The 25,290-nt window shown below is 62.4% G+C and carries 23 protein-coding genes; 3 read left to right on the top strand and 20 right to left on the bottom strand.

All coding sequences use genetic code 11. The annotated features are described in order from the left end of the window. Nucleotides 1–7: 7 nt before the first annotated feature. The 17 genes from metG to pap form a co-directional block, all read right to left on the bottom strand. Nucleotides 8–2,071, bottom strand: a complete 2,064-nt coding sequence (gene metG / locus ABZN20_RS13145) for a methionine--tRNA ligase (RefSeq protein WP_367025534.1) — start codon at nucleotides 2,069–2,071, stop codon at nucleotides 8–10. An 87-nt stretch (nucleotides 2,072–2,158) separates the two neighbouring features. After that, nucleotides 2,159–3,991 (bottom strand): glutamine--fructose-6-phosphate transaminase (isomerizing), encoded by a 1,833-nt coding sequence (glmS, locus tag ABZN20_RS13140; RefSeq protein ID WP_367025533.1) that lies wholly within the window; start codon nucleotides 3,989–3,991, stop codon nucleotides 2,159–2,161. 2 nt (nucleotides 3,992–3,993) lie between these two features. Beyond that, nucleotides 3,994–5,364 carry a bifunctional UDP-N-acetylglucosamine diphosphorylase/glucosamine-1-phosphate N-acetyltransferase GlmU gene (gene glmU, locus ABZN20_RS13135; RefSeq protein WP_218808320.1) on the bottom strand — a complete coding sequence of 457 codons (1,371 nt, stop codon included), beginning with the start codon at nucleotides 5,362–5,364 and terminating at the stop codon, nucleotides 3,994–3,996. A gap of 116 nt (nucleotides 5,365–5,480) precedes the next feature. After that, complete coding sequence (locus tag ABZN20_RS13130) at nucleotides 5,481–5,903, bottom strand: F0F1 ATP synthase subunit epsilon (protein ID WP_218808321.1); 423 nt, start codon at nucleotides 5,901–5,903, stop codon at nucleotides 5,481–5,483. A 25-nt stretch (nucleotides 5,904–5,928) separates the two neighbouring features. Continuing rightward, the gene (gene atpD / locus ABZN20_RS13125) at nucleotides 5,929–7,311 is read right to left on the bottom strand and encodes a F0F1 ATP synthase subunit beta (protein ID WP_218808322.1); all 1,383 of its coding nucleotides are present in this window, start codon (nucleotides 7,309–7,311) and stop codon (nucleotides 5,929–5,931) included. Between the two features lie 35 nt (nucleotides 7,312–7,346). Further along, entirely contained in the window at nucleotides 7,347–8,210 is an 864-nt protein-coding gene (gene atpG / locus ABZN20_RS13120; protein ID WP_367025532.1) for a F0F1 ATP synthase subunit gamma, read from the bottom strand. 10 nt (nucleotides 8,211–8,220) lie between these two features. Beyond that, on the bottom strand, nucleotides 8,221–9,765 hold the full coding sequence (gene atpA, locus ABZN20_RS13115; protein ID WP_367027563.1) for a F0F1 ATP synthase subunit alpha: 1,545 nt from the start codon (nucleotides 9,763–9,765) through the stop codon (nucleotides 8,221–8,223). An 11-nt stretch (nucleotides 9,766–9,776) separates the two neighbouring features. Next, the gene (locus tag ABZN20_RS13110; protein ID WP_367025531.1) at nucleotides 9,777–10,313 is read right to left on the bottom strand and encodes a F0F1 ATP synthase subunit delta; all 537 of its coding nucleotides are present in this window, start codon (nucleotides 10,311–10,313) and stop codon (nucleotides 9,777–9,779) included. 6 nt (nucleotides 10,314–10,319) lie between these two features. After that, on the bottom strand, nucleotides 10,320–10,793 hold the full coding sequence (locus tag ABZN20_RS13105) for a F0F1 ATP synthase subunit B (RefSeq protein ID WP_266020956.1): 474 nt from the start codon (nucleotides 10,791–10,793) through the stop codon (nucleotides 10,320–10,322). Between the two features lie 62 nt (nucleotides 10,794–10,855). Continuing rightward, entirely contained in the window at nucleotides 10,856–11,101 is a 246-nt protein-coding gene (atpE, locus tag ABZN20_RS13100) for a F0F1 ATP synthase subunit C (RefSeq protein ID WP_010959380.1), read from the bottom strand. Between the two features lie 56 nt (nucleotides 11,102–11,157). Further along, complete coding sequence (gene atpB / locus ABZN20_RS13095; protein WP_266020957.1) at nucleotides 11,158–11,937, bottom strand: F0F1 ATP synthase subunit A; 780 nt, start codon at nucleotides 11,935–11,937, stop codon at nucleotides 11,158–11,160. A 21-nt stretch (nucleotides 11,938–11,958) separates the two neighbouring features. Further along, nucleotides 11,959–12,336, bottom strand: coding sequence for an ATP synthase subunit I (locus tag ABZN20_RS13090; protein ID WP_266020958.1), 378 nt, complete (start codon nucleotides 12,334–12,336; stop codon nucleotides 11,959–11,961). 55 nt (nucleotides 12,337–12,391) lie between these two features. Then, a complete protein-coding gene (locus tag ABZN20_RS13085; protein ID WP_367025530.1) occupies nucleotides 12,392–13,240 on the bottom strand; it encodes a ParB/RepB/Spo0J family partition protein in 849 nt (282 codons plus the stop codon). Between the two features lie 21 nt (nucleotides 13,241–13,261). Beyond that, nucleotides 13,262–14,050 carry a ParA family protein gene (locus tag ABZN20_RS13080; protein WP_218808330.1) on the bottom strand — a complete coding sequence of 263 codons (789 nt, stop codon included), beginning with the start codon at nucleotides 14,048–14,050 and terminating at the stop codon, nucleotides 13,262–13,264. Continuing rightward, nucleotides 14,051–14,683, bottom strand: coding sequence for a 16S rRNA (guanine(527)-N(7))-methyltransferase RsmG (rsmG, locus tag ABZN20_RS13075; protein WP_367025529.1), 633 nt, complete (start codon nucleotides 14,681–14,683; stop codon nucleotides 14,051–14,053). After that, on the bottom strand, nucleotides 14,674–16,560 hold the full coding sequence (gene mnmG, locus ABZN20_RS13070) for a tRNA uridine-5-carboxymethylaminomethyl(34) synthesis enzyme MnmG (RefSeq protein WP_218808331.1): 1,887 nt from the start codon (nucleotides 16,558–16,560) through the stop codon (nucleotides 14,674–14,676). Before mnmG ends, rsmG begins: the two co-directional genes overlap by 10 nt. A gap of 85 nt (nucleotides 16,561–16,645) precedes the next feature. Next, the gene (pap, locus tag ABZN20_RS13065; protein WP_218808332.1) at nucleotides 16,646–18,118 is read right to left on the bottom strand and encodes a polyphosphate:AMP phosphotransferase; all 1,473 of its coding nucleotides are present in this window, start codon (nucleotides 18,116–18,118) and stop codon (nucleotides 16,646–16,648) included. 322 nt (nucleotides 18,119–18,440) lie between these two features. Between pap and ABZN20_RS13060 the strand changes: the two genes are divergently transcribed. The 3 genes from ABZN20_RS13060 to ABZN20_RS13050 all read left to right on the top strand — a co-directional run bounded on the left by ABZN20_RS13060 (nucleotide 18,441) and on the right by ABZN20_RS13050 (nucleotide 23,095). Beyond that, entirely contained in the window at nucleotides 18,441–19,370 is a 930-nt protein-coding gene (locus ABZN20_RS13060; protein WP_218808333.1) for an SPFH domain-containing protein, read from the top strand. After that, on the top strand, nucleotides 19,367–19,810 hold the full coding sequence (locus ABZN20_RS13055) for an NfeD family protein (RefSeq protein WP_218808334.1): 444 nt from the start codon (nucleotides 19,367–19,369) through the stop codon (nucleotides 19,808–19,810). Before ABZN20_RS13060 ends, ABZN20_RS13055 begins: the two co-directional genes overlap by 4 nt. Nucleotides 19,811–19,966: 156 nt before the next feature. After that, on the top strand, nucleotides 19,967–23,095 hold the full coding sequence (locus ABZN20_RS13050; RefSeq protein WP_367025528.1) for a DUF748 domain-containing protein: 3,129 nt from the start codon (nucleotides 19,967–19,969) through the stop codon (nucleotides 23,093–23,095). A gap of 7 nt (nucleotides 23,096–23,102) precedes the next feature. Here ABZN20_RS13050 and ABZN20_RS13045 read toward each other — a convergent pair whose 3' ends face one another. The 3 genes from ABZN20_RS13045 to ABZN20_RS13035 are packed head-to-tail and all read right to left on the bottom strand — an operon-like array spanning nucleotide 23,103 to nucleotide 25,061. Further along, nucleotides 23,103–23,861, bottom strand: a complete 759-nt coding sequence (locus tag ABZN20_RS13045) for a DNA-binding domain-containing protein (protein ID WP_367025527.1) — start codon at nucleotides 23,859–23,861, stop codon at nucleotides 23,103–23,105. Beyond that, the gene (locus tag ABZN20_RS13040; RefSeq protein WP_367025526.1) at nucleotides 23,854–24,708 is read right to left on the bottom strand and encodes a DUF692 domain-containing protein; all 855 of its coding nucleotides are present in this window, start codon (nucleotides 24,706–24,708) and stop codon (nucleotides 23,854–23,856) included. The genes ABZN20_RS13045 and ABZN20_RS13040 overlap by 8 nt, the downstream gene beginning before the upstream one ends. A gap of 26 nt (nucleotides 24,709–24,734) precedes the next feature. Then, nucleotides 24,735–25,061, bottom strand: coding sequence for a hypothetical protein (locus tag ABZN20_RS13035; protein ID WP_218808337.1), 327 nt, complete (start codon nucleotides 25,059–25,061; stop codon nucleotides 24,735–24,737). Nucleotides 25,062–25,290: the final 229 nt, after the last annotated feature.

Here is a 25,290-nt window from a genome sequence, read left to right as displayed (position 1 = left end):
GCTCCGGCTACTTGACCTTCATGCCGGGCTGGGCACCCTGATCCGGCGACAGGATGAAGATGTCGGCGCCGCCCGGCCCCGCCGCCAGCACCATGCCTTCGGACATGCCGAATTTCATCTTGCGCGGCGCCAGGTTGGCGACCATCACGGTCAGCCGCCCGACCAGGTTTTCGGGCGCGTAGGCCGACTTGATGCCGGCGAACACCGTGCGGGTCTCGCCGCCCAGGTCCAGCGTCAGCTTCAGCAGCTTGTCCGCCCCCTCCACGTGCTCGGCATTGGTGATGCGGGCGACGCGGAGATCGACCTCGGCGAAGTCGTCGATGGAAATGGTTTCGGCAATCGGCTGGACCTCGTGCTGCTGATGCTCGGCATGGCGCACCTGGGAATGCGGCTCCGGCGTCACCGCCGCGGCTTGCAGGCTTTGGCGGTTGGCTTCGATCAGGGCATCGATCTGTTTGGCGTCGATGCGGGTCATGAGGTGCTTGAAGGCACGAATATTTGTCGGGCGTTCCGACAAATCGCTCCAACGAAACGGGCGGCCCAAACCGAACAGCCCTTTCGCAACCTGCCCGGTCAGGTCTGGAAGAATCGGTGCCAACAGCACCGACAACACATAAAACGAATCCAAAGCGTGGGAGCAGATTTCCTGCAGCTCCGCCAAACGACTCGAATCCTTGGCGACCTCCCAGGGTTTCCGGTCATTGATGGTCACGTTTATCTCGTCGGCCAGCCGCATTATTTCACGGATGGCTTTGGAGTAATCCCTGTTCTCATAGTAAGTGGCGATTGAAATACCTTCGTTCACCGCACCATCGGTCAAGACTTCTTCGAAACGCTTATCCGGATGCCGCAGTTGACCATCGAAATATTTCGTGACGAAGCCCGCACACCGGCTGGCGATGTTGATGTACTTCCCCACCAGATCGCTGTTCACCCGGGCGACGAAATCTTCCAGGCTGAGGTCGATGTCCTCCATGCTGCCGTTCAGCTTGCAAGCATAGTAATAGCGCAGCCATTCCGGGTCGAGGCCCTGGTCGAGATAGCTCTGGGCGGTGATGAATGTGCCCCGCGACTTGGACATTTTCTCGCCGTTCACCGTCAGGAAGCCGTGGGCGAATATCTTGGTCGGGACCCGGAAATCGGAATATTCCAGCATCGCCGGCCAGAACAGCGCATGGAAATAGAGGATGTCCTTGCCGATGAAGTGGTACAGCTCGGTTTCGGTATGCTTGTTCCAGTATTCAGAGAAATCGAGGCGCAGGCGGTCGCAAAGATTCTGAAAACTGCCCATGTAGCCGATGGGCGCGTCCAGCCAGACGTAGAAATACTTTCCCGGCGCGTCCGGAATCTCGAAGCCGAAATACGGCGCATCGCGGGAAATGTCCCAATCCGAGAGACCGGCCTCGAACCATTCGTTGAGCTTGTTGGCGGCCTCGGCCTGCAAGTGGCCGGAACGGGTCCAGAACTTCAGGAATTCGGTACAGGCGCCCAGCTTGAAGAAGTAATGCACCGACTCCTTGCGCACCGGCGTGGCACCCGAAACGGCGGAATACGGGTTGATGAGGTCGGTGGGGGAATAAGTGGTACCGCAGACCTCGCAGGAATCGCCGTACTGGTCCTTGGCGTGGCACTTGGGGCATTCGCCCTTGATGAAACGGTCGGGCAGGAACATCTCCTTGACCGGGTCGAAATACTGCTCGATCGCCCGCGATTCGATCAGGCCGCGGGCCTTGAGCCTGCCGTAGATCTCGGCCGCATGGGCGCGGGTTTCCTCCGAATGGGTCGAATAGTAGTTGTCGAACTCGATGTGGAAACCGGTGAAATCGCGCAGATGCTCGCCGTGGACGCGGGCGATCAGTTCCTCCGGCGTGATCCCCTCCCGCTCGGCCCGCAGCATGATGGGGGTGCCGTGGGTGTCGTCGGCGCAGACGTAGCGGCAATCGTGGCCCCGCATCTTCTGGAACCGGACCCAGATGTCGGTCTGGATGTATTCCACCAGATGGCCCAGATGGATCGGGCCGTTGGCATAGGGCAGGGCGCTGGTGACGAGGATTTTTCGCTGGCTGGTCATGGAAACGAAAGGCTGGCAAACGGATCGAATGGGCCATTATCCCATAATCGACCGCGGCGGCTCCGGCCAGCGCTTAAGCCGCCCGCCTCACTCCACCGTCACCGACTTGGCCAGATTGCGCGGCTGGTCGACGTCCGTGCCCTTGATCAGGGCGACGTGGTAAGCGAGGAGCTGCAGCGGCACGCTGTAGACGATGGGCGCGACGACTTCGTCGGTCTCCGCCACCCTGAGGATCCTGACGCCGGGCACATTTTCGATCGGCGCTTCGGCATCGGCGAACACGTAGAGTTCGCCGCCGCGTGCCTGGACCTCCTGCAGGTTCGACTTGAGCTTTTCCAGCAGCTCGTTGTTGGGCGCCACGGCGACCACCGGCATCTCGTTGTCGATGAGCGCCAGCGGCCCGTGCTTGAGTTCACCCGCCGGATAGGCTTCGGCGTGGATGTAGGAGATTTCCTTGAGCTTGAGCGCCCCTTCCATGGCGACCGGATACTGGGCGCCGCGGCCGAGATAGAGGGCGTGGTGCTTCTCGCCGAACAGCTCGGCCCAGGCCGCGATTTCGTCTTCGAGTTGCAGGACGTGCCGGATCTGCGCGGGCAGGGTCTCCAGCTCGCGGACGATCTTCGCCTCCTGTTCGGCGGCCAAGGCATGGCGCCGGCCCAGCGCCAGCACCAGGAGCAGCAGGGCGGTAAGCTGGGTGGTGAAAGCCTTGGTCGAGGCCACCCCGATCTCCGGGCCGGCCCGCGTCATCAGGCAGGAATCCGATTCGCGCACGATCGAGCTTTCCGGCACGTTGCAAATGGCCAGGGTGTGCGCATAGCCGAGTTCCTTCGCGGCCTTCAGTGCCGCCAGGGTGTCGGCGGTCTCGCCGGACTGGGAAACGGTGACGAACAGGGTGCCGGGCTGCACGACCTGCCTGCGGTAGCGGAACTCGCTGGCGACTTCCACGCTGCAGGGCAGGCCGGCCAGCGCCTCGAACCAGTAGCGCGCCACCTTGCCGGCGTGGTAGCTGGTACCGCAGGCGACGATCTGCACCGCCCGGACGTGCTCGAACGCGGTCTCGGCCCGTTCGCCGAATGCTGAAGGCGATACCTTGCCCCGCAGGATGCGGCCGCTCAGGGTCTTTTCGACTGCGACCGGCTGCTCGTGGATCTCCTTCTGCATGTAATGGCGGTATTCGCCGCGTTCCACCGAATCCGGCGCCAGCCGGGTCTCGTGGACCGGGCGCTCCACCCTCGCGCCATCCTTGCCATAGACCCGGACCGACTCGGTGGTCAGTTCGGCGAGATCGCCTTCTTCCAGGAAGACGAAGCGCTGCGTTTCGCCGATCAGGGCGAAGACGTCGGAAGCGATGAAGTTTTCGCTTTCGCCCAGACCCACCACCAGCGGACTGCCCTTGCGGGCGGCTATCAGCCGGCCGGGATCGCAGGTGCTGACGACGCCGATGGCATACGCGCCTTCCAGGACGCCGACGGCGGCGCGCACCGCCTCCCGCAGGGGGAATCCCTGTTCCAGGAAATCATGGATTTGGTTGACGACGACTTCGGTGTCGGTCTCCGACAGGAACTCGTAGCCCTTCTGCTGGAGCTGCCGCCGCAGCGCCTCGTGGTTCTCGATGATGCCGTTGTGGACCACCGCAACCCGCTCGCGGCAGACATGCGGATGGGCGTTGCGTTCGGACGGCGCGCCGTGGGTGGCCCAGCGGGTATGAGCGATACCGGTTTCGCCTTCGACCAGGGCGGATTCCAGGGCGGACTCCAGCTCCCGCAGCTTGCCCGGACGGCGCACCCGCTCCAGCGAACCGTCCCCGGCGATCACGGCGATGCCGGCGGAATCGTAACCGCGGTATTCCAGCCGCCGCAGGCCTTCCAGCAGAACCGGGGTGACATTGCGGTGTGCCACCGCGCCGACTATTCCACACATGGCTATTTCCTCGCTTTTTCCGGACGTTTCCAGCCTTCCACGCTGAGCTGCTTGGCGCGGCTCAAAGTCAGGCAATCTTCTGGGGTGTCCCTGGTGATGGTGGAACCGGCGCCGATGGTGGCGTTGCGCCCCACCCGCACCGGTGCGACGAGCTGGGTGTCGGAGCCGATGAACGCGCCGTCCTCGATGACGGTCCGGTGCTTGTTGACGCCGTCGTAGTTGCAGGTGATCGTGCCGGCCCCGACGTTGACCCCGCTGCCGATGCTGGCATCACCGATGTAGCTCAGATGGTTGACCTTGGAGCCGGCGGCGATGTCCGATTTCTTCACTTCCACGAAGTTGCCGATGTGGACCGCTTCGGCGAGCACGGATTCCGGCCGCAGCCTGGCAAAGGGACCGACCCTGGAACCCGCGCCGACCACGGCGCCTTCGATCACGCTGTTGGCGAGGATTTCCACGCCCGGTCCTATCACGGCGTCCTTCAGATAAACGTTGGGGCCGATGCGCACTTCATCGCCCAGCGCGATCCTCCCTTCGAGAACCACGTTGACGTCGATCTCCACGTCGCGGCCCAGTCCGACGATTTCGCCTCTCAGGTCGAAACGCGCCGGATCGCGCAGGGTCACGCCCCGTTCCATGAGCGCACGCGCCTGGCGGCCTTGGTAGATTCGCTCCAGCTCGGCCAATTGCCGGCGGTCGTTCACGCCGAGGACCTCGTCCGGACTGGCGGGATGCGTGGCGTCGACGAAATAGCCTTCCGCCACCGCCATGCCGATGATGTCGGTGAGGTAGTACTCGCCCTGGGCGTTGTCGTTGCGCAAGGCCTTCAGCCAACGCTTCAGCGGAGCCCCTTCGACGGCCAGGATGCCGGTGTTGACCTCGCGGACGGCACGCTCTTCGGCCGTGGCGTCCTTCTCCTCGACGATGCGAAGCACCTTGCCGGCACCGTCGCGAATGATGCGGCCGTAACCGGTCGGGTTGTCGAGCTCGACCGTGAGTAGCCCTAAGCTCGACTCGCCGGCATGGTGCAGCAGAGTCTCGACCGTTTCCCTTTTCAGAAGCGGGACGTCACCGTAAAGGATGAGAACTTTCGAATCGTCGCCGATCCGGTCCGCAGCCTGCATCACGGCATGGCCGGTCCCCTTGCGCTCCTTCTGCTCGATCCATGTCGCCGGCAAATGGCCCAAGGTGGACAGCGCCTGCTCGCCGCCATGACCATAGACGATCACCGTCTCGCCGACTTCGAGCGCCGCGGCGAGCCGGTATACATGCTCGAGCAGACAAAGGCCGCCGATCCGGTGCAGAACCTTCGGCAAACCGGAACGCATGCGCGTCCCCTGGCCCGCCGCCAGAATGAGAGCGATGACTTCCACTCAAGTCTCCTTCACGAAGATCAACGAAAAAGCGGGTATTTTCGCCAACAAAAAAACCCGGTAAAGGTGAAGCATAGCATCACCTTTACCGGGCCTTTGACCACGGGATCGAGCGATTACGCCCGACCCTTCCGGTAATTCTCCAGCGTCCGCAACTGCGCCACCGCCTCCGCCAGCTGCGCCTGGGCCTTGGCGTATTCCAGGCGGCCGGAACGGTCCGACAGCGCCTCCTCGGCGGCCCGCTTGGCTTCCTGCGCCGCGGCTTCGTCGATGTCTTTCGCGCGCACCGCGGTTTCCGAAAGGATCGTCACCAAGTACGGCTGAACCTCCAGCATTCCGCCGGACACGTAAAACGACAACGGCTCCTGGCCCTCGGTCTTGACCCGGACCTCGCCGGGCTTCAGCGGGGACAGGAACGGCGCATGCCGGGCGGCGATGCCGACCTCGCCTTCCTGGCCCGGCGCCACGACCAGCTCGGCTTGCCCCGAGAAGATCTCGCCTTCCGCGCTCACGATGTCCACATGCATCGTCATGGCCATCTTCATTACCTCCTATGGCTGCCGATCAAGCGGCCAGGCGTTTGGCTTTCTCCAGCGCCTCGTCGATCGACCCGACCATGTAGAACGCCTGCTCCGGCACGTCGTCGTAGTCGCCCTCGACGATTCCCTTGAAGCCCGAGATCGTGTCCTTGAGCGGAACGTACTTGCCCGGCGAACCCGTGAACACTTCGGCCACGAAGAACGGCTGCGACAGGAAACGCTGGATCTTGCGGGCGCGCGACACGATCAGCTTGTCGTTTTCCGAGAGCTCGTCCATGCCGAGGATCGCGATGATGTCACGCAGTTCCTTGTAGCGCTGCAGGGTGCTCTGCACCCGGCGGGTGGTCTCGTAATGCTCGTGGCCGATCACCAGCGGATCGAGCTGGCGGCTGGTGGAATCCAGCGGGTCGACCGCCGGGTAGATGCCCAGCTCGGCGATCTGGCGCGACAGCACCACGGTGGCGTCGAGATGCGCGAAGGTCGTTGCCGGCGACGGGTCGGTCAAGTCGTCGGCCGGAACGTACACGGCCTGGATGGACGTGATGGAACCGGTCTTGGTCGAAGTGATGCGCTCCTGCAGGATACCCATCTCCTCGGCGAGGTTGGGCTGGTAGCCCACGGCGGACGGCATGCGCCCGAGCAGAGCCGACACTTCCGTGCCCGCCAGGGTGTAGCGGTAGATGTTGTCGATGAACAGCAGCACGTCTCGGCCTTCGTCGCGGAATTTCTCGGCGATGGTCAGGCCGGTCAGGGCCACGCGCAGACGGTTGCCCGGCGGTTCGTTCATCTGGCCGTAAACCAGCGACACCTTGTCGAGAACGTTCGACTCCTTCATTTCATGGTAGAAGTCGTTGCCCTCGCGGGTACGTTCGCCCACGCCCGCGAACACCGAGTAACCACTGTGCTCGATGGCGATGTTGCGGATCAGCTCCATCATGTTCACGGTCTTGCCCACGCCGGCACCGCCGAACAGCCCGACCTTGCCGCCCTTGGCGAACGGACAGATCAGGTCGATCACCTTGATGCCCGTTTCCAGCAGCTCGTTGGCGGCCGCCTGGTCCTGATAGGAAGGCGCCTTGCGGTGGATGCCCCAGCGTTCCTTCTCGCCGATCGGTCCCTTCTCGTCGATGGGATCGCCGAGCACGTTCATGATGCGGCCCAAGGTTTCCGTGCCCACCGGCACCGAGATCGGCGCACCGGTGTTGGTCACGGTGACACCGCGCTTGACGCCGTCGGTGGAACCCATGGCGATACAGCGCACCACGCCGTCGCCCAGCTGCTGCTGGACTTCGAGGACGAGGCCGACCTCGTCAACGCGCAGTGCGTCGTAAATCTTCGGTAAGGATTCGCGCGGAAATTCCGCGTCGACCACCGCGCCGATGATCTGTACGATTTTCCCAGAACTCATTTCTGCCCTCTTCGGATATCTAATGATTTATTCCGCTAGACCGCAGCCGCGCCGCCGACGATTTCGGCGATTTCCTGCGTGATGGCCGCCTGCCGCGCCTTGTTGTAGATCAGCTGCAACTCCTTGATGAGTTTGCCGGCGTTGTCGGAGGCGCTCTTCATGGCGACCATGCGGGCGGCCTGCTCGCAAGCGTTGTTCTCGACCAGACCCTGGAACACCAGCGACTCGATATAGCGCGTGATCAGCGCATCCAGCACGGTCTTGGCGTCGGGCTCGTAAAGGTAATCCCAATGGCCCTTGAGCTCATCGGAAATCTCTTCCGCCTTGATCGGCGCCAGGCATTCCAGCTTCGGCTTCTGCGTCATGGTGTTGACGAACTCGTTGTGAGCCACGTAAAGCTCATCGATCTCGCCTTCGCCATACGCGTCCAGCATGAGCTTCAGAACACCGATGATGCCTTCCAGGTGCGGCGTGTCGCCCAACCGGACGACCTGCCCGGCGATGTCCGCTCCCACGCTGCCGAAGAACGACGCACCCTTCTGGCCGATCACGCCCAGGCGTACTTCGACGCCCGCTTCGCCCCATGCCTTCATCCGCCGCAGCATCAGCCGGAACAGATTGGAGTTCAGGCCGCCGCACAGACCGCGGTCCGAAGACACCAAGACCACGCCCACGCGTTTGACGGGGCGTTCGATCATGAACGGATTCCGGTACTCCGGATTGGCTTGCGCGAGGTGCTTGATGATCCGGGCAATCTTGCGCGCATACGGGCGGGTCGCCTGCAGCCGGTCCTGGGTGCGGCGCATCTTGCTCGCCGCAACCATTTCCATGGCGCGCGTGATCTTCTGGGTATTGCGAACGCTCGCGATCTTTAAACGGATTTCTTTGCCGACGGCCATGGTTGCACCTTTACCAGGCGTGAGTCGCTTTGAACTTCTTGATCGCTTCGTGCAAGCCGGCCTGAATCGCGTCGTTGTAATCGCCGGTTGCGTCGATCGACTTCAGCAGCTCGGCGCACTGCGACTTCATGTATTCCTGCAGGGCATCTTCGAAGTCGCGCACCTTGCTGACCTCGATGTCGTCCAAATAGCCTTCGTTCGCCGCGAACAGGGAGACGCCCATCTGCGCGATGCTCATGGGCGAATACTGGTTCTGCTTCATGAGCTCGGTCACGCGCTGACCGCGCTCGATCTGCTTGCGGGTCGCCTCGTCCAGATCCGATGCGAACTGGGCGAAGGCCGCGAGCTCGCGGTACTGTGCGAGGTCGAGACGAATACCGCCGCCGAGCTTCCTGATGATCTTGGTCTGGGCCGCACCGCCGACGCGGGACACCGACAATCCGGCGTTCACGGCCGGACGGATGCCTGCGTTGAACAGGTTGGTTTCCAGGAAGATCTGGCCGTCGGTGATCGAAATCACGTTGGTCGGTACGAAGGCGGACACGTCGCCGGCCTGGGTCTCGATGATGGGCAGGGCGGTCAGCGAGCCGGTCTTGCCTTTCACCTCACCCTTGGTGAGACGCTCGACCTCTTCTTCGTTGATCCGCGATGCGCGTTCCAAGAGGCGCGAATGCAGGTAGAACACGTCGCCCGGATAGGCTTCGCGGCCCGGCGGACGGCGCAGCAGCAGCGAGATCTGGCGGTAAGCCCAGGCCTGCTTGGTCAGGTCGTCGTAGATGATGAGCGCATCTTCGCCGCGATCGCGGAAGTATTCGCCCATGGCGCAACCGGAGTAGGGGGCGATGAACTGCAGCGCGGCGGATTCGGAGGCGGAGGCCGACACCACGATGGTATGTTCCATCGCGCCGTGCTCCTGCAGCTTGCGCACCACGTTGGCGATCGAGGACTGCTTCTGGCCGACCGCGACGTAGATGCACTTAACGCCGGTGCCCTTCTGGTTGATGATGGCGTCGATCGCGATGGCGCTCTTGCCGGTCTGGCGGTCGCCGATGATCAGCTCGCGCTGGCCCCGGCCCACCGGAATCATCGAGTCGATGGCCTTGAGGCCGGTCTGCAGCGGCTGGCTCACCGACTGGCGCGAGATCACGCCCGGCGCGATCTTCTCGATCGGCGAGAAGCGCTTGGCGTCGATCGGGCCCGCGCCGTCGATCGGGTTGCCCAGCGCATCGACCACTCGGCCGAGCAGCGCCTCGCCCACCGGCACTTCCAGGATGCGGCCGGTGCACTTCGCGGTGTCGCCTTCGGAGAGATGCTCATAGGAACCGAGCACCACCGCACCGACCGAATCGCGCTCCAGGTTGAGCGCCATGCCGTAGGTATTGCCGGGGAACTCCACCATTTCGCCCTGCATCACGTCCTGGAGACCGTGGATGCGGACGATGCCGTCGGTCAGGCTGACGATGGTTCCTTCACTGCGTGACTCAACGCCCAGATCGAACTTCCCGATCCTCTGCTTGATGAGATCACTGATTTCAGACGCGTTCAATTGCATGATACTGTCTCATTCTAATTGGAGAGTCGTTTCGCCAATCGCTGGAGCTGGCCACGTATGGAAGCATCGACGACCCGGCCGCTCGCGCGCAGAATCACGCCGGCGATCAGGGATTCATCCACGGTGACGTGAAGGCGCCCCTTACGCGACATCCACTTTTCCACCAACGCATTGAGATTCGTTTCTTCGCTCTCTTCGAGCGGGTAAGCGGTAATGACGTCGACGTCAACGTACCCTTCTTCTTCCGCCCGGAATTCGGCGAACATGTCGGCGATTGTCCCGACCAGTCCCAGACGGCCGTTGTTCGCCAGAAGACGAACGAAATTCTCGCCGTCGGAGGTGACATGGCCTTTGCAGAGGTCCAGGAAGTTGGCGACGAACTTGTCTTTTCCGGCCTTCGGATCGCTGGCGGCCCGCTCGATGAGAGGATCGGCCATGACCTGCTTCAGGAATTCGAGCATGTCGGCCCATTCCTGCATCTTGCCGGCCTCCTTGGCCGACTTGAATACGGCGACGGCATAGGGCCGGGCCAGGGTGGTCAGTTCGCTCATCGATGTCTAGCCCAACTGCTTGCCGAGGCCGGAAAGGATTTCCTTGTGCTTTTTCTGGTCGACCTCGCGCTGCAGGATTTTCTCCGCAGCACTGATCGCCAGCACGGAAACCTGCTTGCGGAGATCTTCCTTGGCATTTTCCAGCTCGCGGTCGATCTCCGACCTGGCATTCGCGAGGATGCGTTCGCCCTCGAGCTTGGCGGACTCCTTCGATTCGTCCACCAGCGCGTTGGCGCGTTTTTGAGCTAGGTTCACGATTTCCGCGGCTTGGTCTTTGGCATCCTTCAAGGCGCTGGTCGCGCGCTTTTCGGCAAGCTCCATCTCGTGCTTGCCTTTTTCGGCCGCAGCCAGACCTTCGGCGATTTTTTTCTTGCGCTCTTCCAGCGCTTGCAACAGGGGCGGCCAGACGTACTTCATGGTGAACCACACCAGAAGCGCGAATGTGACCATTTGCCCGAATAGCGTGGCATTGATGTTCACGGCGCTGTCCTCACTTGCTTGAGTGCTTTCGCTAAGGTTTCAACCGTATGCGAATGGTCAGCTTATTTCACGAACGGGTTCGCGAAGGTGAAGAACAGTGCGAGACCGACGCCGATCATGGTCACGGCGTCGAGCAGACCCGCAACGATGAACATCTTGACCTGCAGCATGGGGACCATTTCCGGCTGGCGGGCGGCGCCTTCCAGGAACTTACCGCCGAGCAGGCCGAATCCGATGGCCGTGCCCATGGCGCCCAGACCCAGAATGATGCCGACAGCGATCGCGGTCATACCATATACAGTTTCCATTTTTCCTCCAAAAGGTAAGTTAAAGTGATTTAGAAAAAAGAAGTGGAAGCAATGCCTTAGTGACTTTCGTGCGCCAGGCTGAGATAGACGATGGTCAACACCATGAAGATGAACGCTTGCAGCGTGATGATCAGGATGTGGAACACCGCCCACGGGAAACTCAATGCCGGCTGGATCCACCAGGGCAGCAGTGCGATCAGTATGAAGATCAGCTCGCCCGCATACATGTTGCCGAAAAGTCGCAAACCGAGAGAGACCGGCTTCGCCAGATACTCAACCGTGTTCAGCAGCAGATTGAAGGGAATCAACGCCCAGTGATCGAACGGATGGAACAGGAATTCCTTCGCGAAATGGACCGGCCCCTTGACTTTCAGGCTGTAGAAAATGATCAGGAAAAACACCGAGATCGACATGCCGAAGGTGGCGTTGAGGTCGGTGCTCGGTACCACGCGCAGATATTCGAGCCCAATCGCCTTGCCCACGTCGGGCAGCAGGTCGACCGGCAGGAGATCCATGGTGTTCATCAGGAAGACCCAGGCGAAAATGCTCAGGGCCAGCGGTGCGATCAGGGCGTTGCGGCCGTGGAAGCTGTCCTTGACCTGGGTATCGACGAATTCGACGATCATCTCGACGAAGTTCTGCAAGGGTCCGGGCACACCGGCCGTCGCCTGTTCGGCGGCCTTGCGGAAGAAGAAAAGGAACACTGCGCCCAGGAACACGGAGAAGAACAGTGTGTCCACGTGCAGGGTCCAGAAACCCTCACCGGAGGAGAGGGGGGTCAGGTGATGGACGATGTAGCCGGTGGCGCCACCGGTATCGTGCGCTTCAGTCGCCATTGTCAGCCTTGCTCTAGTTGTTCAAATTCGTTGCAGCAGGGCGATCCAATACACCCCGAGTGCCACTATAAATCCGGAGAAAAGCGGCAAAAATTCTAGTTCGCGGAATTGAAATGCCAGGAAGAACAGGGTGCCGGTCAAGACGAGCTTCAAGGATTCGCCGACATAGAAGGCGCGCACGATGTCGCGCGCACTACGGGCCGGGTCGAAGAAGCCGAAACGGAGCGCAAAGACCACATTCGGTAAGAACGCGATCAGCCCCCCTGCAGACGCCGATATTGCTGTTTTCCATCCGCCTGCAATGTAGGCAATCGCTCCGCAGACAACCATCACGATGAGTTGCCAGCGGATGATCCGTCGTACCCCCCCGTACAAACGCGCGCCCAACACTTCAGGCATCCCCGCATAAACGCCGCGGCATCATAGCAGCGGGTTTCTCAAAGATCAAACCGGTTCAGCCCCCGAATCGCGCCAGCAGACCTTCGAGCTGCTCCAGGCTGGCATAGGAAATGACGAGCTTGCCCGCCCCCTTCCCACCGTGCTGAATCCTTACGCCTGCGCCCAAATGCTCGGCCATGCGCCGTTCCAGCCCGGCGATGTCGGGATCGACGGCGGCGGCCGGTCTCGGGCCGGCTTCGGCGGCTTTCAACAGACCATTCACCAGGGTCTCCGTTTCCCGCACGCTGAGGCGCTTGTCGGCGACACGCCTGGCGGCTTCGCCCTGCTGGCCGGAAGGCAGGGCGAGCAGGGCCCTTGCGTGGCCCATGTCGATTTCCCCCGCGCGCAGCAGCGCCTTGGCATCGGCATGCAAGTCGTTGAGCCGGTTGAGATTGGTGATGGTGACGCGGGATTTGCCGAGGGCATCGGCCACCTGCTGGTGGGTCATGCGATGCTCTTCCAGCAGGCGCTGGATCGCTTCGGCTTCCTCCATCGGATTCAGGTCTTCGCGCTGGATGTTCTCGATCAGCGCGATGGCGAGGGCGGCCTGGTCCGGCACTTCGCGCACCACGACCGGCACTTCGCGGATCCCGGCGAGCTGCGCGGCGCGCCACCGCCGTTCGCCGGCGACGATCTGGTAACGCCCCGGCTCCTTGGAACGCACCACGATCGGCTGGACGATGCCCTGCGCGCTGATGGAATCGGCAAGCTCGCGCAGCTTGGCCGAGTCGAAATCCTTGCGCGGCTGGAACGGGCTCGGTTCCAGGTGCTCGATGGGGAGTTTCCGCAAGGATTCCTGCTTCGGATCCAGCCTGGTTTCTCCCAGCAGGGCTTCCAGGCCCCTGCCCAAGGCGGGTTTCTTCATGCTCGTCGGTACGCTCGTTTTCTACGCGGCGGCGGTCTTTCGCTCGTTGCGCCGGACGATTTCGCCGGCCAGCGCCAGATAGGCCAGCGCCCCTTTGGAACTCTTGTCGTGATACATGACCGGCACGCCGTGGCTCGGCGCCTCGGCCAGGCGGATGTTGCGGGGGATGACGGTGCGGAATACCTTTTCCGGGAAATGCTCGAGGAGTTGCTCGGACACCTCGTTGGCAAGCCGGCTGCGGGTGTCGTACATGGTGCGCAGCAGGCCTTCCACCGCCAGCCGGGGATTCACGCTCGCGCGGATCTTGCCCAGGGTGTCCATCAGATCCGACAGGCCTTCCAGCGCGTAGTACTCGCATTGCATCGGGATCAGCACGCTGTCCGCCGCCACCAGGGCGTTGACCGTCAGCATGTTGAGCGACGGCGGGCAGTCGATCAGGATGAACCGGTAGCGGCCGAGACAGGGTTCCAGCGCCTCGGTCAGGCAACGGTCGCGCCCTTCGATCTGCAGGAGGTCGACCTGCGCCGCGGCGAGGTCCGAATTGCTGGGAATGAGGTCGAAACCCAGCCCGTCGAGTTCGATGATCGCGTCGGCAGCCGGCACCTGCCGGATCAGCACCTGGTAGCTCGACCGGCTCAACGCCCGCTTGTCGACGCCGCATCCCATGGTCGCGTTGCCTTGGGGATCGAGATCGATCAGCAGCACCTTGTTTTTCGTGGCCGCCAGCGATGCCGCCAGATTGACGCCGGTCGTGGTCTTGCCGACCCCCCCTTTCTGGTTCGCGATTGCGATGATCTTTGCCTTGCCCATTTACGAATCCTGCCCTGTCGCCCTGAGTTCTGCAAGATGCCGTTCCGCGTCCACGCCGGGCACCCGCAACCGATGGATACCGACCGTCAACCCAGCCGGCAGTTCGCCGAGTTCGGCTTCGGGCCGGCGCCCCTTGAGGGCCAGCACGGACCCGCCCGCCTTGAGCAGGCGGCTTGCATCGGCCCAGATTTCCGCCAGCGAGGCATAGGCCCGCGCCAGCACGCAGTCGAAACCCGCCACATCGGTGAAAGACTCGATACGCGCCTGCGCCGGCACGACGTTGGAGAGACCCAGTTCGATCACCGCCTGCCGGACGAAACGGATCTTCTTCGCGTTGCAGTCGAGCAGCACGAACCGCCGCTCCGGCTGCACGATCGCCAGGGGGATGCCCGGCAGCCCCGGACCGGTTCCCACGTCCAGCACCCGCTCCCCGCGCAGGAAGGCCGCGACCGCGAGGCTGTCCAGGAGGTGAAGCCGCACGGCTTCGGGGGGGTCTTCGATGGCCGTGAGGCTGTAGACCCGGTTCCATTTGCGCAGCAGTTCGACAAAACGCAGCAGACGTTCGCGCTGACCGCTCCCGGCAGTCAAGCCCAGTTCGCTCAAGCCCCGCTCGAGGATTTCGGTCAAGGGCATCGCGCGGCGCCGGTTCTGCGCAGATGCACCAGCAGCAGCGAGATCGCCGCCGGCGTGACGCCGGGAATGCGCGCCGCCTGCCCGACGGTGACGGGCTTGACCCGGCCGAGCTTTTCCCGCACTTCGTTGGAGAGCCCGACGACCTTGCCGTAATCCAGGGAGTCCGGCAACTGCCAGGCCTCGTAGCGCCGGGCGCGCTCGATTTCGGCCTGCTGGCGTTCGATGTAGCCGGTGTACTTGGCCGCGATTTCCACCTGTTCCCGCACCGCCGCGTCCATGTCTTCGAACAGCTCCGGGGCGGAGCCTGCGAGGATGTCCAGCCCGACGTCGGGGCGCCGCAGCAAGTCCAACAGGCTCGATTCGCGCTGCAGCGGTATCGTGGTGAGCGCGCCCCAGCATTCGGCTTGCCCGCTGTCGGGACGGATCCGCCGCGCGGCAAGACGCCCGCCCAGCGTTTCGATGGCTCCACGCTTGGCTTCGAATGCCGCCCAGCGCGCATCGTCCACCAGCCCCAGGGCGCGGCCGGTTTCGGTCAGGCGCAGGTCGGCGTTGTCTTCGCGCAGCACCAGGCGGTATTCGGCGCGGCTGGTGAACATGCGGTAGGGCTCGGACGTGCCACGGGTGATGAGGTCGTCGACCAGCACGCCGAGGTAGGCCTCGCCCCGGCCCGGCCACCACGATTCCAAGTCCCGCGCCTTGCGCGCCGCGTTGAGGCCCGCCAGCAATCCCTGCGCCGCGGCTTCCTCGTAACCGGTCGTGCCGTTGATCTGGCCGGCGAAAAACAGGTTCTCCATGTGGCGCGTTTCCAGCGAGTAATGGAGGTCCTGCGGGTCGAAGAAATCGTATTCGATCGCATAGCCGGGCCGGGTGATCCGGGCGTTCTCGAACCCCTCGATCGAGCGCACCGCGGCGACCTGCACGTCGAACGGCAGGCTGGTGGAGATCCCGTTGGGATAGATTTCCAGGCTGTCGAGGCCTTCCGGCTCGACGAAAATCTGGTGCGAGGCGCGCTCGGCGAAACGCACCACTTTGTCTTCGATGGAGGGGCAGTAGCGCGGGCCGACGCCCTCGATCACGCCGGTGAACATCGGCGACCGGTCGAGGCCGGCGCGGATCAGCTCATGGGTGCGCTCGTTGGTGCGGGTGATGTAGCACGACACCTGGGAAGGGTGCTCGTCGCGGCTGCCCATGAAGGAAAACACCGGCGTGGGATCGTCGCCCGGCTGTTCGACCATCCGCCTGAAATCGATGCTGCGGCGGTCGATGCGCGGGGGGGTGCCGGTCTTCAGCCGCGAGACCTTGAACCCCAGATCGCGCAGGCGCCGCGCGAGATCGGTCGCGGGCGGGTCGCCGGCCCGGCCGCCATCGTAGTTTTCCAGGCCGATATGGATGCGCCCGGCCAGGAACGTCCCGACGGTGAGCACCACGCAGCGGGAACGGAACTTGAGTCCCATCTGGGTCACGACGCCGGCCGCTCTGCCGCCTTCGACGATCAAATCCACCACGGTCTGCTGGAACAGGCTGAGGTTTTCCTGGGCGCCCAGTCCCTGCCGCACCGCCTTGCGGTAGAGGCTGCGGTCCGCCTGCGCCCGGGTCGCCCGCACCGCCGGCCCTTTGCTCGCGTTGAGGGTGCGGAACTGGATGCCGGCCCGGTCCGCCGCCCGCGCCATCAGACCACCCATGGCGTCGATTTCCTTCACCAGATGGCCCTTGCCGATGCCGCCGATGGCCGGATTGCAGCTCATCTGGCCCAGGGTTTCGACGTTCTGCGTCAGCAGCAGGGTGCGCGCACCCGTCCGCGCCGCGGCAAGGGCGGCCTCGGTGCCGGCGTGTCCGCCGCCGACTACGATCACGTCGAATTCATCGTGGAAAAACATGGGGGGGGCTCCGCCGGTTTCGGCCCGGCTGGGGATGGCTCGAGGGGGGCGAAGTTTATCAGATTTTTCATACCGTTAGGCAAGCCTAGAATTTCAGCGACCGCTGGTACGCCTTGCACAGGGTGCGGAACACTTCGACGCGTGCATGGTATTTGTCGTTGGCGGCGACGATGTGCCAGGGCGCGTAGCTGGTGCTGGTCTGGGTCACCATGTCGTTCACCGCCTGTTCATAGGCATCCCATTTCTCCCGGTTGCGCAAGTCCTCCTCGGTGATCTTGTAGCGCTTGTAGCGGGTCTGCTCGCGCTCGCGGAACCGCCTGGCCTGTTCATCCTTGGAGATGTGCAGCCAGAATTTGAGCAGAATGATGCCATGGCCGGTCAGTTCCTCCTCGAAGTCGTTGATTTCCGAATAGGCGCGGTGCCATTCCTCGTCGCTGGCGAAGCCTTCCACCCGTTCCACCAGCACCCTCCCGTACCAGCTCCGGTCGTAGATGGTGACGTTGCCATCACGCGGCAGGTGCCGCCAGAACCGCCAGAGGTAATGGTGCGCCTTTTCCTCGTCGGTCGGCGCCGCGATCGGAATGACCCGGTAGTTGCGCGCATCCATCGCCGGCGTGATGCGGCGGATGACACCGCCCTTGCCCGCCGCATCCCACCCCTCGAACACCAGCATGGCCGAACGCTTCTGCTGGCGCGCCAGCCGGGTCAGGCGGCTGATCTTGGACTGAAAGGCCGTTTTTTCCTCCTGGTACGCTTTTTTTCCGACTTTGGCCTTCAAATCCACTGTGCCGAGGATGCTGGGCCCGGGGCTCGAAACCGGGGGTTCCGGCTTGACGCATTGTTCCCGGACACCTTCCAGACGGGCGGTAATGCACTGCGCCAGATGGCGGCCGACCGCGACCCGACGGTAATACGAGTCGTAGCCGTTGACCAGGAACCACGGGGCTTCCGGGGTGTTGGTTTCCCGCAGTGCCTTTTCCGCGATCACCAGAAAATCGTCGTAAAGCTTCAAGTGCTCGTGCTCGGTTTCGGTGATCTTCCAGCGCGTCTCTGGGTCGTTCTCGGTTTTCTCGATGATCTTGCGTTGCTGCTTCTTGCTCAGATGTAGCCAGCATTTGACCACCAGGGCGCCATCGCTGGTCCAGGCTTTTTCCAGACGATTGACATGGGCCAGCTCGGCCAGGAAGGCGGCCTCGTCAGTGCGTGAATACAGCCGGTCGGCGAGCGGCGGTCCGTACCAGCCGACGGTGAAAATCCCGATCCGGCCGCGCGGCGGCTGAGCCATCCAGTAGCGCCAGTGGTTGGGGCGCTCCCGTTCGTCCTCCGAAGGTCTCCCGAAGGCATGGGTTTCCATGTAGCGCGGGTCCATCCATTCGTTCAGCGTGTGGATGATGTCGCCCTTGCCCGCGCAGTCCAGCCCCGCCACCAGAAAGACGACCGTGATCCCCGCGGCTTCGATCCTCTGCTGCAGATCCAGAAGCTGCATCCGCAGATCGGGAATCTGAGCGGCGTACGAGGCTTTGTCCAGCGTGGACTTGAGTTCTGCGACTTCGAACATCGGTGCGGTTCCTTGGTTTGGAATCTGTGTGGGAAAAGCAAGCCGTTCCCTGTGCATAACGTGTGCTGTCCTTCGCGGTGCGCGGGCGGGATCAAGTTATCCACAATCCATCTACATGTCAGCCTGGATTTGCCCACACCCTCGCCGTGGATGCAAGAAACTGATATCTATCGAAAAAATTCGTTACCCACAGAGTCGTTCCAAGCTAGTCATAAATCAAATCTCCTTTTTCCAAGAACTTTCTGAATCTGGCCGTGTGGACTGGCGAGCGATCAAGCTATCCTAATCGCGCTCGATTCGTCAGCTTCCTTGGGAGATGCACATGTCCGGTTTTGCGCTGTTCGTCCTGTTTTTCTTCATCCTCTGCATCATCCTGGTGGTGCTCAGCGTCAAGTTCGTTCCTCAGGGAACCGAATACACGGTGGAGCGCTTCGGCAAATACACGAGAACGCTGAGTCCCGGCATCAACTGGATTCGCCCGGTCATCGATCAGATCGGAGCCCGTATGAGCATGATGGAGCAGGTGCTGGACGTGCCTTCCCAGGAAGTGATCACCAAGGACAACGCCATGGTCACGGTCAACGGCGTGGTGTTCTACCAAGTGGTGGACGCCGCGCGAGCCGCCTATGAAGTCAGCAGCCTCCAGTTCGCCATCATGCAACTGACGATGACCAACATCCGCACCGTCATGGGATCGATGGATCTGGACGAGTTGCTCTCGAAGCGGGATGAAATCAACGCACGTCTCCTCACCGTCGTGGACGACGCCACCACCCCCTGGGGCGTCAAGGTCACGCGCATCGAAATCAAGGACATCGCCCCGCCGCAGGATCTGGTGGATTCGATGGCGCGGCAGATGAAGGCAGAGCGCGACAAACGCGCCGCCATCCTGGAAGCGGAAGGCCATCGCCAATCCGAAATCCTGAAAGCGGAGGGTGAAAAGCAGGCGGCAATCCTCGAAGCCGAAGGACGGCGCGAAGCGGCCTTCCGGGACGCCGAAGCCAGGGAACGGCTGGCGGAGGCAGAGGCGCGCGCGACGGCGCTGGTCTCCGAGGCCATCGCCAAAGGCGACATCCAGGCGGTCAACTATTTCGTCGCCCAGAAATACGTCGAAGCCCTGCGCGACGTTGCCGCGGCGCCGAACAACAAGCTCATCCTCATGCCGCTGGAGGCCTCCAGCCTGCTCGGTTCCCTGGGAGGCATCGCCGAGCTGGCCCGGGAGACCTTCGGCGAATCCAAGGTTCGCAAATGATCGGCGATACCCTGGTTTTCTGGCACTGGTGGACACTGGGCGCCTTGCTGCTGATCCTCGAGCTCCTCCTTCCAGGCATGTATTTCCTCTGGATGGCGGAAGCCGCGCTGGTGACGGGAGCGGTACTCTGGCTGTTTCCCTGGCTGGGCTGGGAAATCCAGTTGCTCGTCTTTTCCGTCCTTTCCCTGGCCAGTATCTTCGGCTTCGAGAAGTTCATCGGCCGCAAACCCATCGTTTCCGACCGGCCATTGCTCAACCGCCGGGCGGCGCAATACATCGGACGGACCTTGACGCTCGAGCAGCCCATCGTCAACGGCATGGGTAAAATCCGTATCGACGACTCGATTTGGCGGGTGCATGGGGAAGATTGTCCCGCGGGCACGAGGGTCAGGGTCTGCGACGTGGAAGGCGTCATCCTCAAGGTCGAGCGAGTCGACTGATACCCGCTATTCGAATCATGTGTTTTTCGGTCTTTGGAAATGCATTTCGAGTCCATTCGGAATAAATATACCCGCGTTTTGATTTATTCGACGGCGGGTATTTCTTTCCTCGCCGTGTTGTATTCGGCTATCGGTTTCTGGGTCGTTCCATACGTCTTGAAAACATGGTTACCGGCGATCGCGGCGGCACAATTGCAAGGCTCGTTCCGGTTGGCGGAGGTCAGGTTCAATCCGTTTTCCGGCAGGCTCGAACTCGATCGGGCCGCGCTCGATACCCTCGACGGCCAATCCGCCCTGACGGCGGAGCATGTCGTTTTCGATATCGTCGTGGCGGCAAGCCTGAAAAGCGGATGCTTGGTCGTGGAAGGCACGGCGGACCGGACCGGCATACGAATCGGTCTGGATGCGAAGGGAATCTCCAACTGGACGAAACTCATCGGCGAGACCGGGGAGACGCTTTCCCCGAAGGTTCCCGTCATGGTCAGGGTATTCTCTATCAAAAACAGCGCCTTGGAATTCATGGACGAAGGCGGTAAGGTCACGCTCACCGCTTCAGAGGTGAATGCCGATCTTTACGATCTGGGTCCGGACTTGAGCCGTCCCGCACGGTTGGAACTGAAAGGTTCGGGCGGCGGCCAAGCCAAACTGGACGGGAAGGCGGCACTCATGCTTGCTCCGGTTGAGATACATGCCGATCTCCACGTGGAGAACCTCGATTTGATGGCAGTTTCGGCTTATCTCGAAGGCACCGGTATTGTACTGAAGAGAGGGACGCTGAATGGAAATCTGGCGTTTGAATACAGGTCGATCGATGACGGCTCGGTGTTTTTGCTCGGTAAATCGAATCTGACGGGGCATGACGTTCAATGGCGCACGGAAAACGGTCCAGCCGCCGATAATGAAGTCGATGAGATCCGCCTCGACGAACTGGAATACGACGGCGCAAAATCGATGCTGACACTGGGCAAAGCCCATCTCAATACTCTTTCCATCCCTGGTCCGGAAGGGGTCCATGTCCGCGTCGGCAATGCAGACATAGGAAAGCTGTCGGTCGACTTTTCCAAGTTTTCCGTGCGGGCTGAAAGCGTCGGCATCGGTGCAACCAACCTGATCCGGGAAACGGATTCTGGCAGAATGGAGGCGGTGGTTTCAAACATCCGATTGAACGGCCTTGGGTGGGGTGGAACCGCCATGTCTGCGAAGAAGCTTGGATTGGACGGCGTCACGCTCCAGGACTTTTCCGATACCTCGGACGTACCGCGGGATATCCGTTGCGGAAAAACGTCGGCGGAGGGACTGGCGGCCGATTTCCGGAAAAGACTATTATCGGTGAAGAAGTTCGATTCGGCCGACGCGGAAATCAGCGCTTGGCTCTCGCCGAAAGGGAGATTCGAAATGCCGGGCTTCCTCGGCATCGAAGCCACCCGAAAGCGGGCCGGTTCTTCGGAGGAAAGCTGGGCGTTCAGTCTGGAAGAAGGGCTGATACGAAACTACCGGCTCAGCCTTGCCGATCACAGCGTCGATCCGCCGGCCGCTATCGGCTTCGACGGCTTGGAAATCCGGCTCCAGGGACTGGACACGCGGCAGGGAAAATTCGCGCTCCATTTGGCGTCCGGCGTAGGCCGGCGGGGCAGGATCACGGCGGAGGGCTCCGGAAAGTTCGATCCCCTGGAAGCCGATCTGCGGCTGCAAGTGGAAGAACTCGGCCTGCGGCCATTCAGGTCCTATCTCGACGGTTTCACCCGGATCGATCTGGCCAAGGGACGGCTCAATCTCAAAGGGGATCTGGCATACCGACCCGCCAGGAACGATGTCCGTTTCAGCGGGATGGCCGAAATCGCCGGCCTGGTTACCCTGGACAGGAAGGAAGGACGGGATTTCATCAACTGGCGGTCCTTGCGTGCGGAAGGGCTGACACTGGAAACGTCCGCGAACCGGCTGAGCATACGCGAACTGATCGCCGATAAGCCGTACGCCCGCATCGTCGTGAGTCCGGAACGCACGCTCAATCTGATCGAGAATCTGTTTCAGCCGCGGCCCAGGACAGATTCGCCCAGTCCCGCTACGACGCCGGATCAAGCGAGCCGGCCGCTCGCGGTCACGGTGGGTTCCCTGCTGGTCCGCAACGGTTCCGCGGATTTTTCCGATCTCAGCCTCCAACCGAGCGTGTCCGTCGACATTCACGGCCTGACCGGGGTCATCCAGCCATTGTCCTCCAAGGGCGACGCCAAGGCGGAAGTCTCGATCAAAGGCAGCATCAGCGATGCCTCTCCGGTGATCATCAGCGGCCGGATCAATCCGTTTCAGATCGGCACCTACGCCGACGTCAGCATGCGCTTCGCGAACGTCGACCTGACCGAACTCTCGCCCTATTCCGCCAAGTTCGCCGGCTACCGGATCGACAAGGGCAAGGTCGATCTGGACCTGCATTACCGGCTTTCCGACCGGACGCTGCTGGCCGACAACACCATGGTCTTCGACCATCTGACTCTGGGCGAGCGCGTCGACAGCCCGGACGCGACTTCCTTGCCGGTGAAGCTTGCGGTCTCCCTGATGCGGGGACTGGACGGCAAGATCAACATCGACCTGCCCATCAGCGGCCGTCTCGACGATCCCAAATTCAGCATCACCGGTCTTTTGGCGAAAGCTGCCGTGGGGGCGATCACCCAGGTGGTCAGTTCTCCGTTTTCGGCGATCGGTATGCTGTTCGACAGCGGCAGCGACGATGCCGGCTCGATCGGTTTCCGTCCCGGTTCGTTTGAGCTGGATGGTGCGGAAAAGACCAAGCTGGACGAACTGGCGGCCGCGCTTTCGGAACGCTCCGGCCTCTCCCTGGAAATCCGGGGAACGGCCCGGAGCGGCAAGGATGCCAGGGCGCTGGCGGAGCAGCAATTGCGGCGGCAACTGGAGAACGCCAAGGCCATCGAGTTGCGCACGGCTGGGGGAGACCGGGACAAGGGACCGGTCGGTCCCTTGACGCTGTCCGACGAGGATTACCGCCGCCTGTTCAGCCACTTCTACCGCCTGCGTCACCCCGGTGCGGCTGAATGGGCGGAGTTGCCGAAGGGCGAGCGGGTGCTCGGCGGAGCGCTTTTCGAAAGCGCCCGGGGGAAGGTGCTGAAGGACTGGTCCATCAGCGAAATCGACTTGCGCCGTCTGGCGCAGGCGCGCGCCGCCGGGATACGCAGCTATCTCATGCGGAAAGGAATCGAGCCGAACAGGATTTACCTGCTCGACGTGGAACTGGCCGCCGGCGACACCGTCGCCCTGCTGAGCCTGAGGTAGGTCGCTGTCAGACGAAGCGGAGAATGCCGCGTTCGTCGAGGTCTGCCAGCACCGGCTCGACCTGCCGGCTCAAGACCAAGGCGTCGCCGCCGGTTTCTGCCGCCAGCCGTTCGATATGCCCCCCGAGGGCCGAGGTCCTCGCTTCGTCGAACAATTCGAACAGCCGGTGAAGCAGGGGCGGGCTCTCCAGGAACCGGACCCGGTCGTCCAGACCGCGGTAGACCAGGAGGAAGCTTGGCGTCTCCGGCGGAGAATCCGGCATGAAATCCGGGTCGATGCGGTGGACCGGGTAGCGGTAGCCGAGATGCCAGGCCAGGGGGGAAATCTCCACGCACCGTTCCGGCCAGTCCGGCGGCAGGCCGGTCGATCGCGGAAATGCCTCGGCCGGATGGATGGCCAGGGCGAGTTCGACCCATTCGTAATGGGCGAGTTCGAACAGGAAAGGCGGGTCGTCCCCGCCCGCGTTCCGCTCTTCTTCAAGATAGACGAGGAATTCTTCGCAGATTTCGGAGAAATACGGCGTGGTGCAAACGTGGTGGGCGAAGAAGTCCCGCACCAGCGCGTTCCAGCGGTCCTCGCCCAGAATCCGCTTGATGACCGGGAATCCGTTGCCGATGAAGCTTTCGATGTTGTTGTACAGCAGTTCCCGGTAGATCGCGATGCGCTCGGAGGGAATCCCGGCCGGGGCCGGATAGCGGGCGGGGTCCCGGATGTGGGAGGCGAATTCCCGCTGCAGGCGCTGGAAGGCGAATTCGGTTTCAGCCATGGCGCAGCCGCAGCGCGGGCTCGTCCGTTCGTCGCTGCAAGATTCGGATCGCGCCGACTTCGCCCAGCAACTCGGCCAGAGGGGGAATGTTGAAATCCCGCTCCAACAGCGTGGGGAAAACGCCGAAGGCCTCATAGGCGGTGCCGAGCAGTTTCCAGACCGGATCGATCACCGGCGCGCCGTGGGTGTCGACCAGGAAATCCGGGGCTTGCACGTAGTGGCCCGCCATATGGGCATAGACGATGCGCTGGGGCGGCAGGCCCAGGAGGAAGGTCAACGGGTCGTAGCCGTGATTGACGCTGTTCACGTAGACGTTGTTGATGTCGAGCAGCAGGTCGCAATCGGCTTCCGCGAGCACTGCGTTGAGGAAATCGATCTCCTCCATTTCCCGGCCCGGTGCGGCGTAATAGGAAATGTTCTCGATGGCGATGCGCCGCTCCAGGACGTCCTGGACCCGGCGGATGCGTTCCGCGACGTAGTCCACCGCTTCGGCAGTGAACGGGATCGGCAGCAGATCGTAGAGATGTCCCTCGTCGCTGCAGTAGCTCAAGTGCTCGCTGTACAGCGAAATGGAATGGAGTTCCAGGAATTCCTTGAGTTCGGTGAGAAACGCCCGATCCAGCGGCGCCGGTCCGCCGAGGGAGAGCGTCAGCCCGTGGCAGACGAATGGGAGGCGTTCGGTCAGGGAGCGAAACAGGCGGCCGTTGCGGCCGCCCATTCGCATCCAGTTCTCGGGCGCGACTTCATAGAAGTCCACCGATCCCGGCGGATCGGCGGCAACGGATTCGATGAAGTTGCGCCGCAGACCCAAGCCCGCGCCGCAAATGCCGGTGGACTCGTCGATCATCCCGCGCGGCGCTGGCCGTCAGAGCCTCAGGGTTTCGGGGTTTCGGCGGGAGCCGGAGCCGGGGATGCGTCATCCTTCTTCATGCCGGCGCACTTGCCTTCCATTGCCTTGGCGTCGGTGCCCTGCATCATGGAGGCGCCGCATTTCATCTCCGGGTTGTTTTTCATCACTTCGGCGCCGCACTTCATCTCCTTCTGTTCCTTGCCGGCTTCGGCGACCTGCATGTAGCCGCTCGTCAGTTCCTTGGCGGCGAAGGGATTCTCGGCGGCGACGACGGCGCCGGCCGACAGGGAAGTGGCCAGGGCGGTGCCCACGACGGTCGACAGCGAGGTTTTCTGGAATTTATTGCTCATAGCAGCTCGAATCCTCCAAGGTAAGTAATCACGCATGATCGAAGCATGCGTTTGTTAGACAACGCCGGAACGAAAAGTCACCATGAATCGCCAGGCCGCCGTCCGGGGTGATTTCCCCAGCGGCTATTCTCACACATGGCCCAAACCTTGGGTACTCTCCGGGGACTATGCTTGAAATGGGCGCACCCGCCCTCACAACCTCGGACAACCGAAATACGACCTTGAGGGG

This window comes from Methylococcus sp. ANG (assembly GCF_040730495.1).
GTDB lineage: Bacteria > Pseudomonadota > Gammaproteobacteria > Methylococcales > Methylococcaceae > Methylococcus.
Note: the sequence above shows the minus strand (reverse complement) of the source record. Positions and strands in the feature narration are given on the sequence as shown.

Excerpts from the sequence above, each read along its gene's own strand:
- ABZN20_RS13045 (WP_367025527.1), bottom strand. The coding sequence starts at position 23,861 with ATGGCTGAAACCGAATTCGCCTTCCAGCGCCTGCAGCGGGAATTCGCC.
- ABZN20_RS13130 (WP_218808321.1), bottom strand. The coding sequence starts at position 5,903 with ATGGCCATGACGATGCATGTGGACATCGTGAGCGCGGAAGGCGAGATC.
- ABZN20_RS13080 (WP_218808330.1), bottom strand. The coding sequence starts at position 14,050 with ATGGGCAAGGCAAAGATCATCGCAATCGCGAACCAGAAAGGGGGGGTC.
- atpD (WP_218808322.1), bottom strand. The coding sequence starts at position 7,311 with ATGAGTTCTGGGAAAATCGTACAGATCATCGGCGCGGTGGTCGACGCG.
- metG (WP_367025534.1), bottom strand. The coding sequence starts at position 2,071 with ATGACCAGCCAGCGAAAAATCCTCGTCACCAGCGCCCTGCCCTATGCC.
- ABZN20_RS13090 (WP_266020958.1), bottom strand. The coding sequence starts at position 12,336 with ATGCCTGAAGTGTTGGGCGCGCGTTTGTACGGGGGGGTACGACGGATC.
- atpB (WP_266020957.1), bottom strand. The coding sequence starts at position 11,937 with ATGGCGACTGAAGCGCACGATACCGGTGGCGCCACCGGCTACATCGTC.
- ABZN20_RS13110 (WP_367025531.1), bottom strand. The coding sequence starts at position 10,313 with ATGAGCGAACTGACCACCCTGGCCCGGCCCTATGCCGTCGCCGTATTC.
- rsmG (WP_367025529.1), bottom strand. The coding sequence starts at position 14,683 with ATGCCCTTGACCGAAATCCTCGAGCGGGGCTTGAGCGAACTGGGCTTG.
- pap (WP_218808332.1), bottom strand. The coding sequence starts at position 18,118 with ATGTTCGAAGTCGCAGAACTCAAGTCCACGCTGGACAAAGCCTCGTAC.
- atpG (WP_367025532.1), bottom strand. The coding sequence starts at position 8,210 with ATGGCCGTCGGCAAAGAAATCCGTTTAAAGATCGCGAGCGTTCGCAAT.
- mnmG (WP_218808331.1), bottom strand. The coding sequence starts at position 16,560 with ATGTTTTTCCACGATGAATTCGACGTGATCGTAGTCGGCGGCGGACAC.
- ABZN20_RS13060 (WP_218808333.1), top strand. The coding sequence starts at position 18,441 with ATGTCCGGTTTTGCGCTGTTCGTCCTGTTTTTCTTCATCCTCTGCATC.
- ABZN20_RS13040 (WP_367025526.1), bottom strand. The coding sequence starts at position 24,708 with ATGATCGACGAGTCCACCGGCATTTGCGGCGCGGGCTTGGGTCTGCGG.
- ABZN20_RS13055 (WP_218808334.1), top strand. The coding sequence starts at position 19,367 with ATGATCGGCGATACCCTGGTTTTCTGGCACTGGTGGACACTGGGCGCC.
- atpE (WP_010959380.1), bottom strand. The coding sequence starts at position 11,101 with ATGGAAACTGTATATGGTATGACCGCGATCGCTGTCGGCATCATTCTG.
- ABZN20_RS13035 (WP_218808337.1), bottom strand. The coding sequence starts at position 25,061 with ATGAGCAATAAATTCCAGAAAACCTCGCTGTCGACCGTCGTGGGCACC.
- ABZN20_RS13085 (WP_367025530.1), bottom strand. The coding sequence starts at position 13,240 with ATGAAGAAACCCGCCTTGGGCAGGGGCCTGGAAGCCCTGCTGGGAGAA.
- glmS (WP_367025533.1), bottom strand. The coding sequence starts at position 3,991 with ATGTGTGGAATAGTCGGCGCGGTGGCACACCGCAATGTCACCCCGGTT.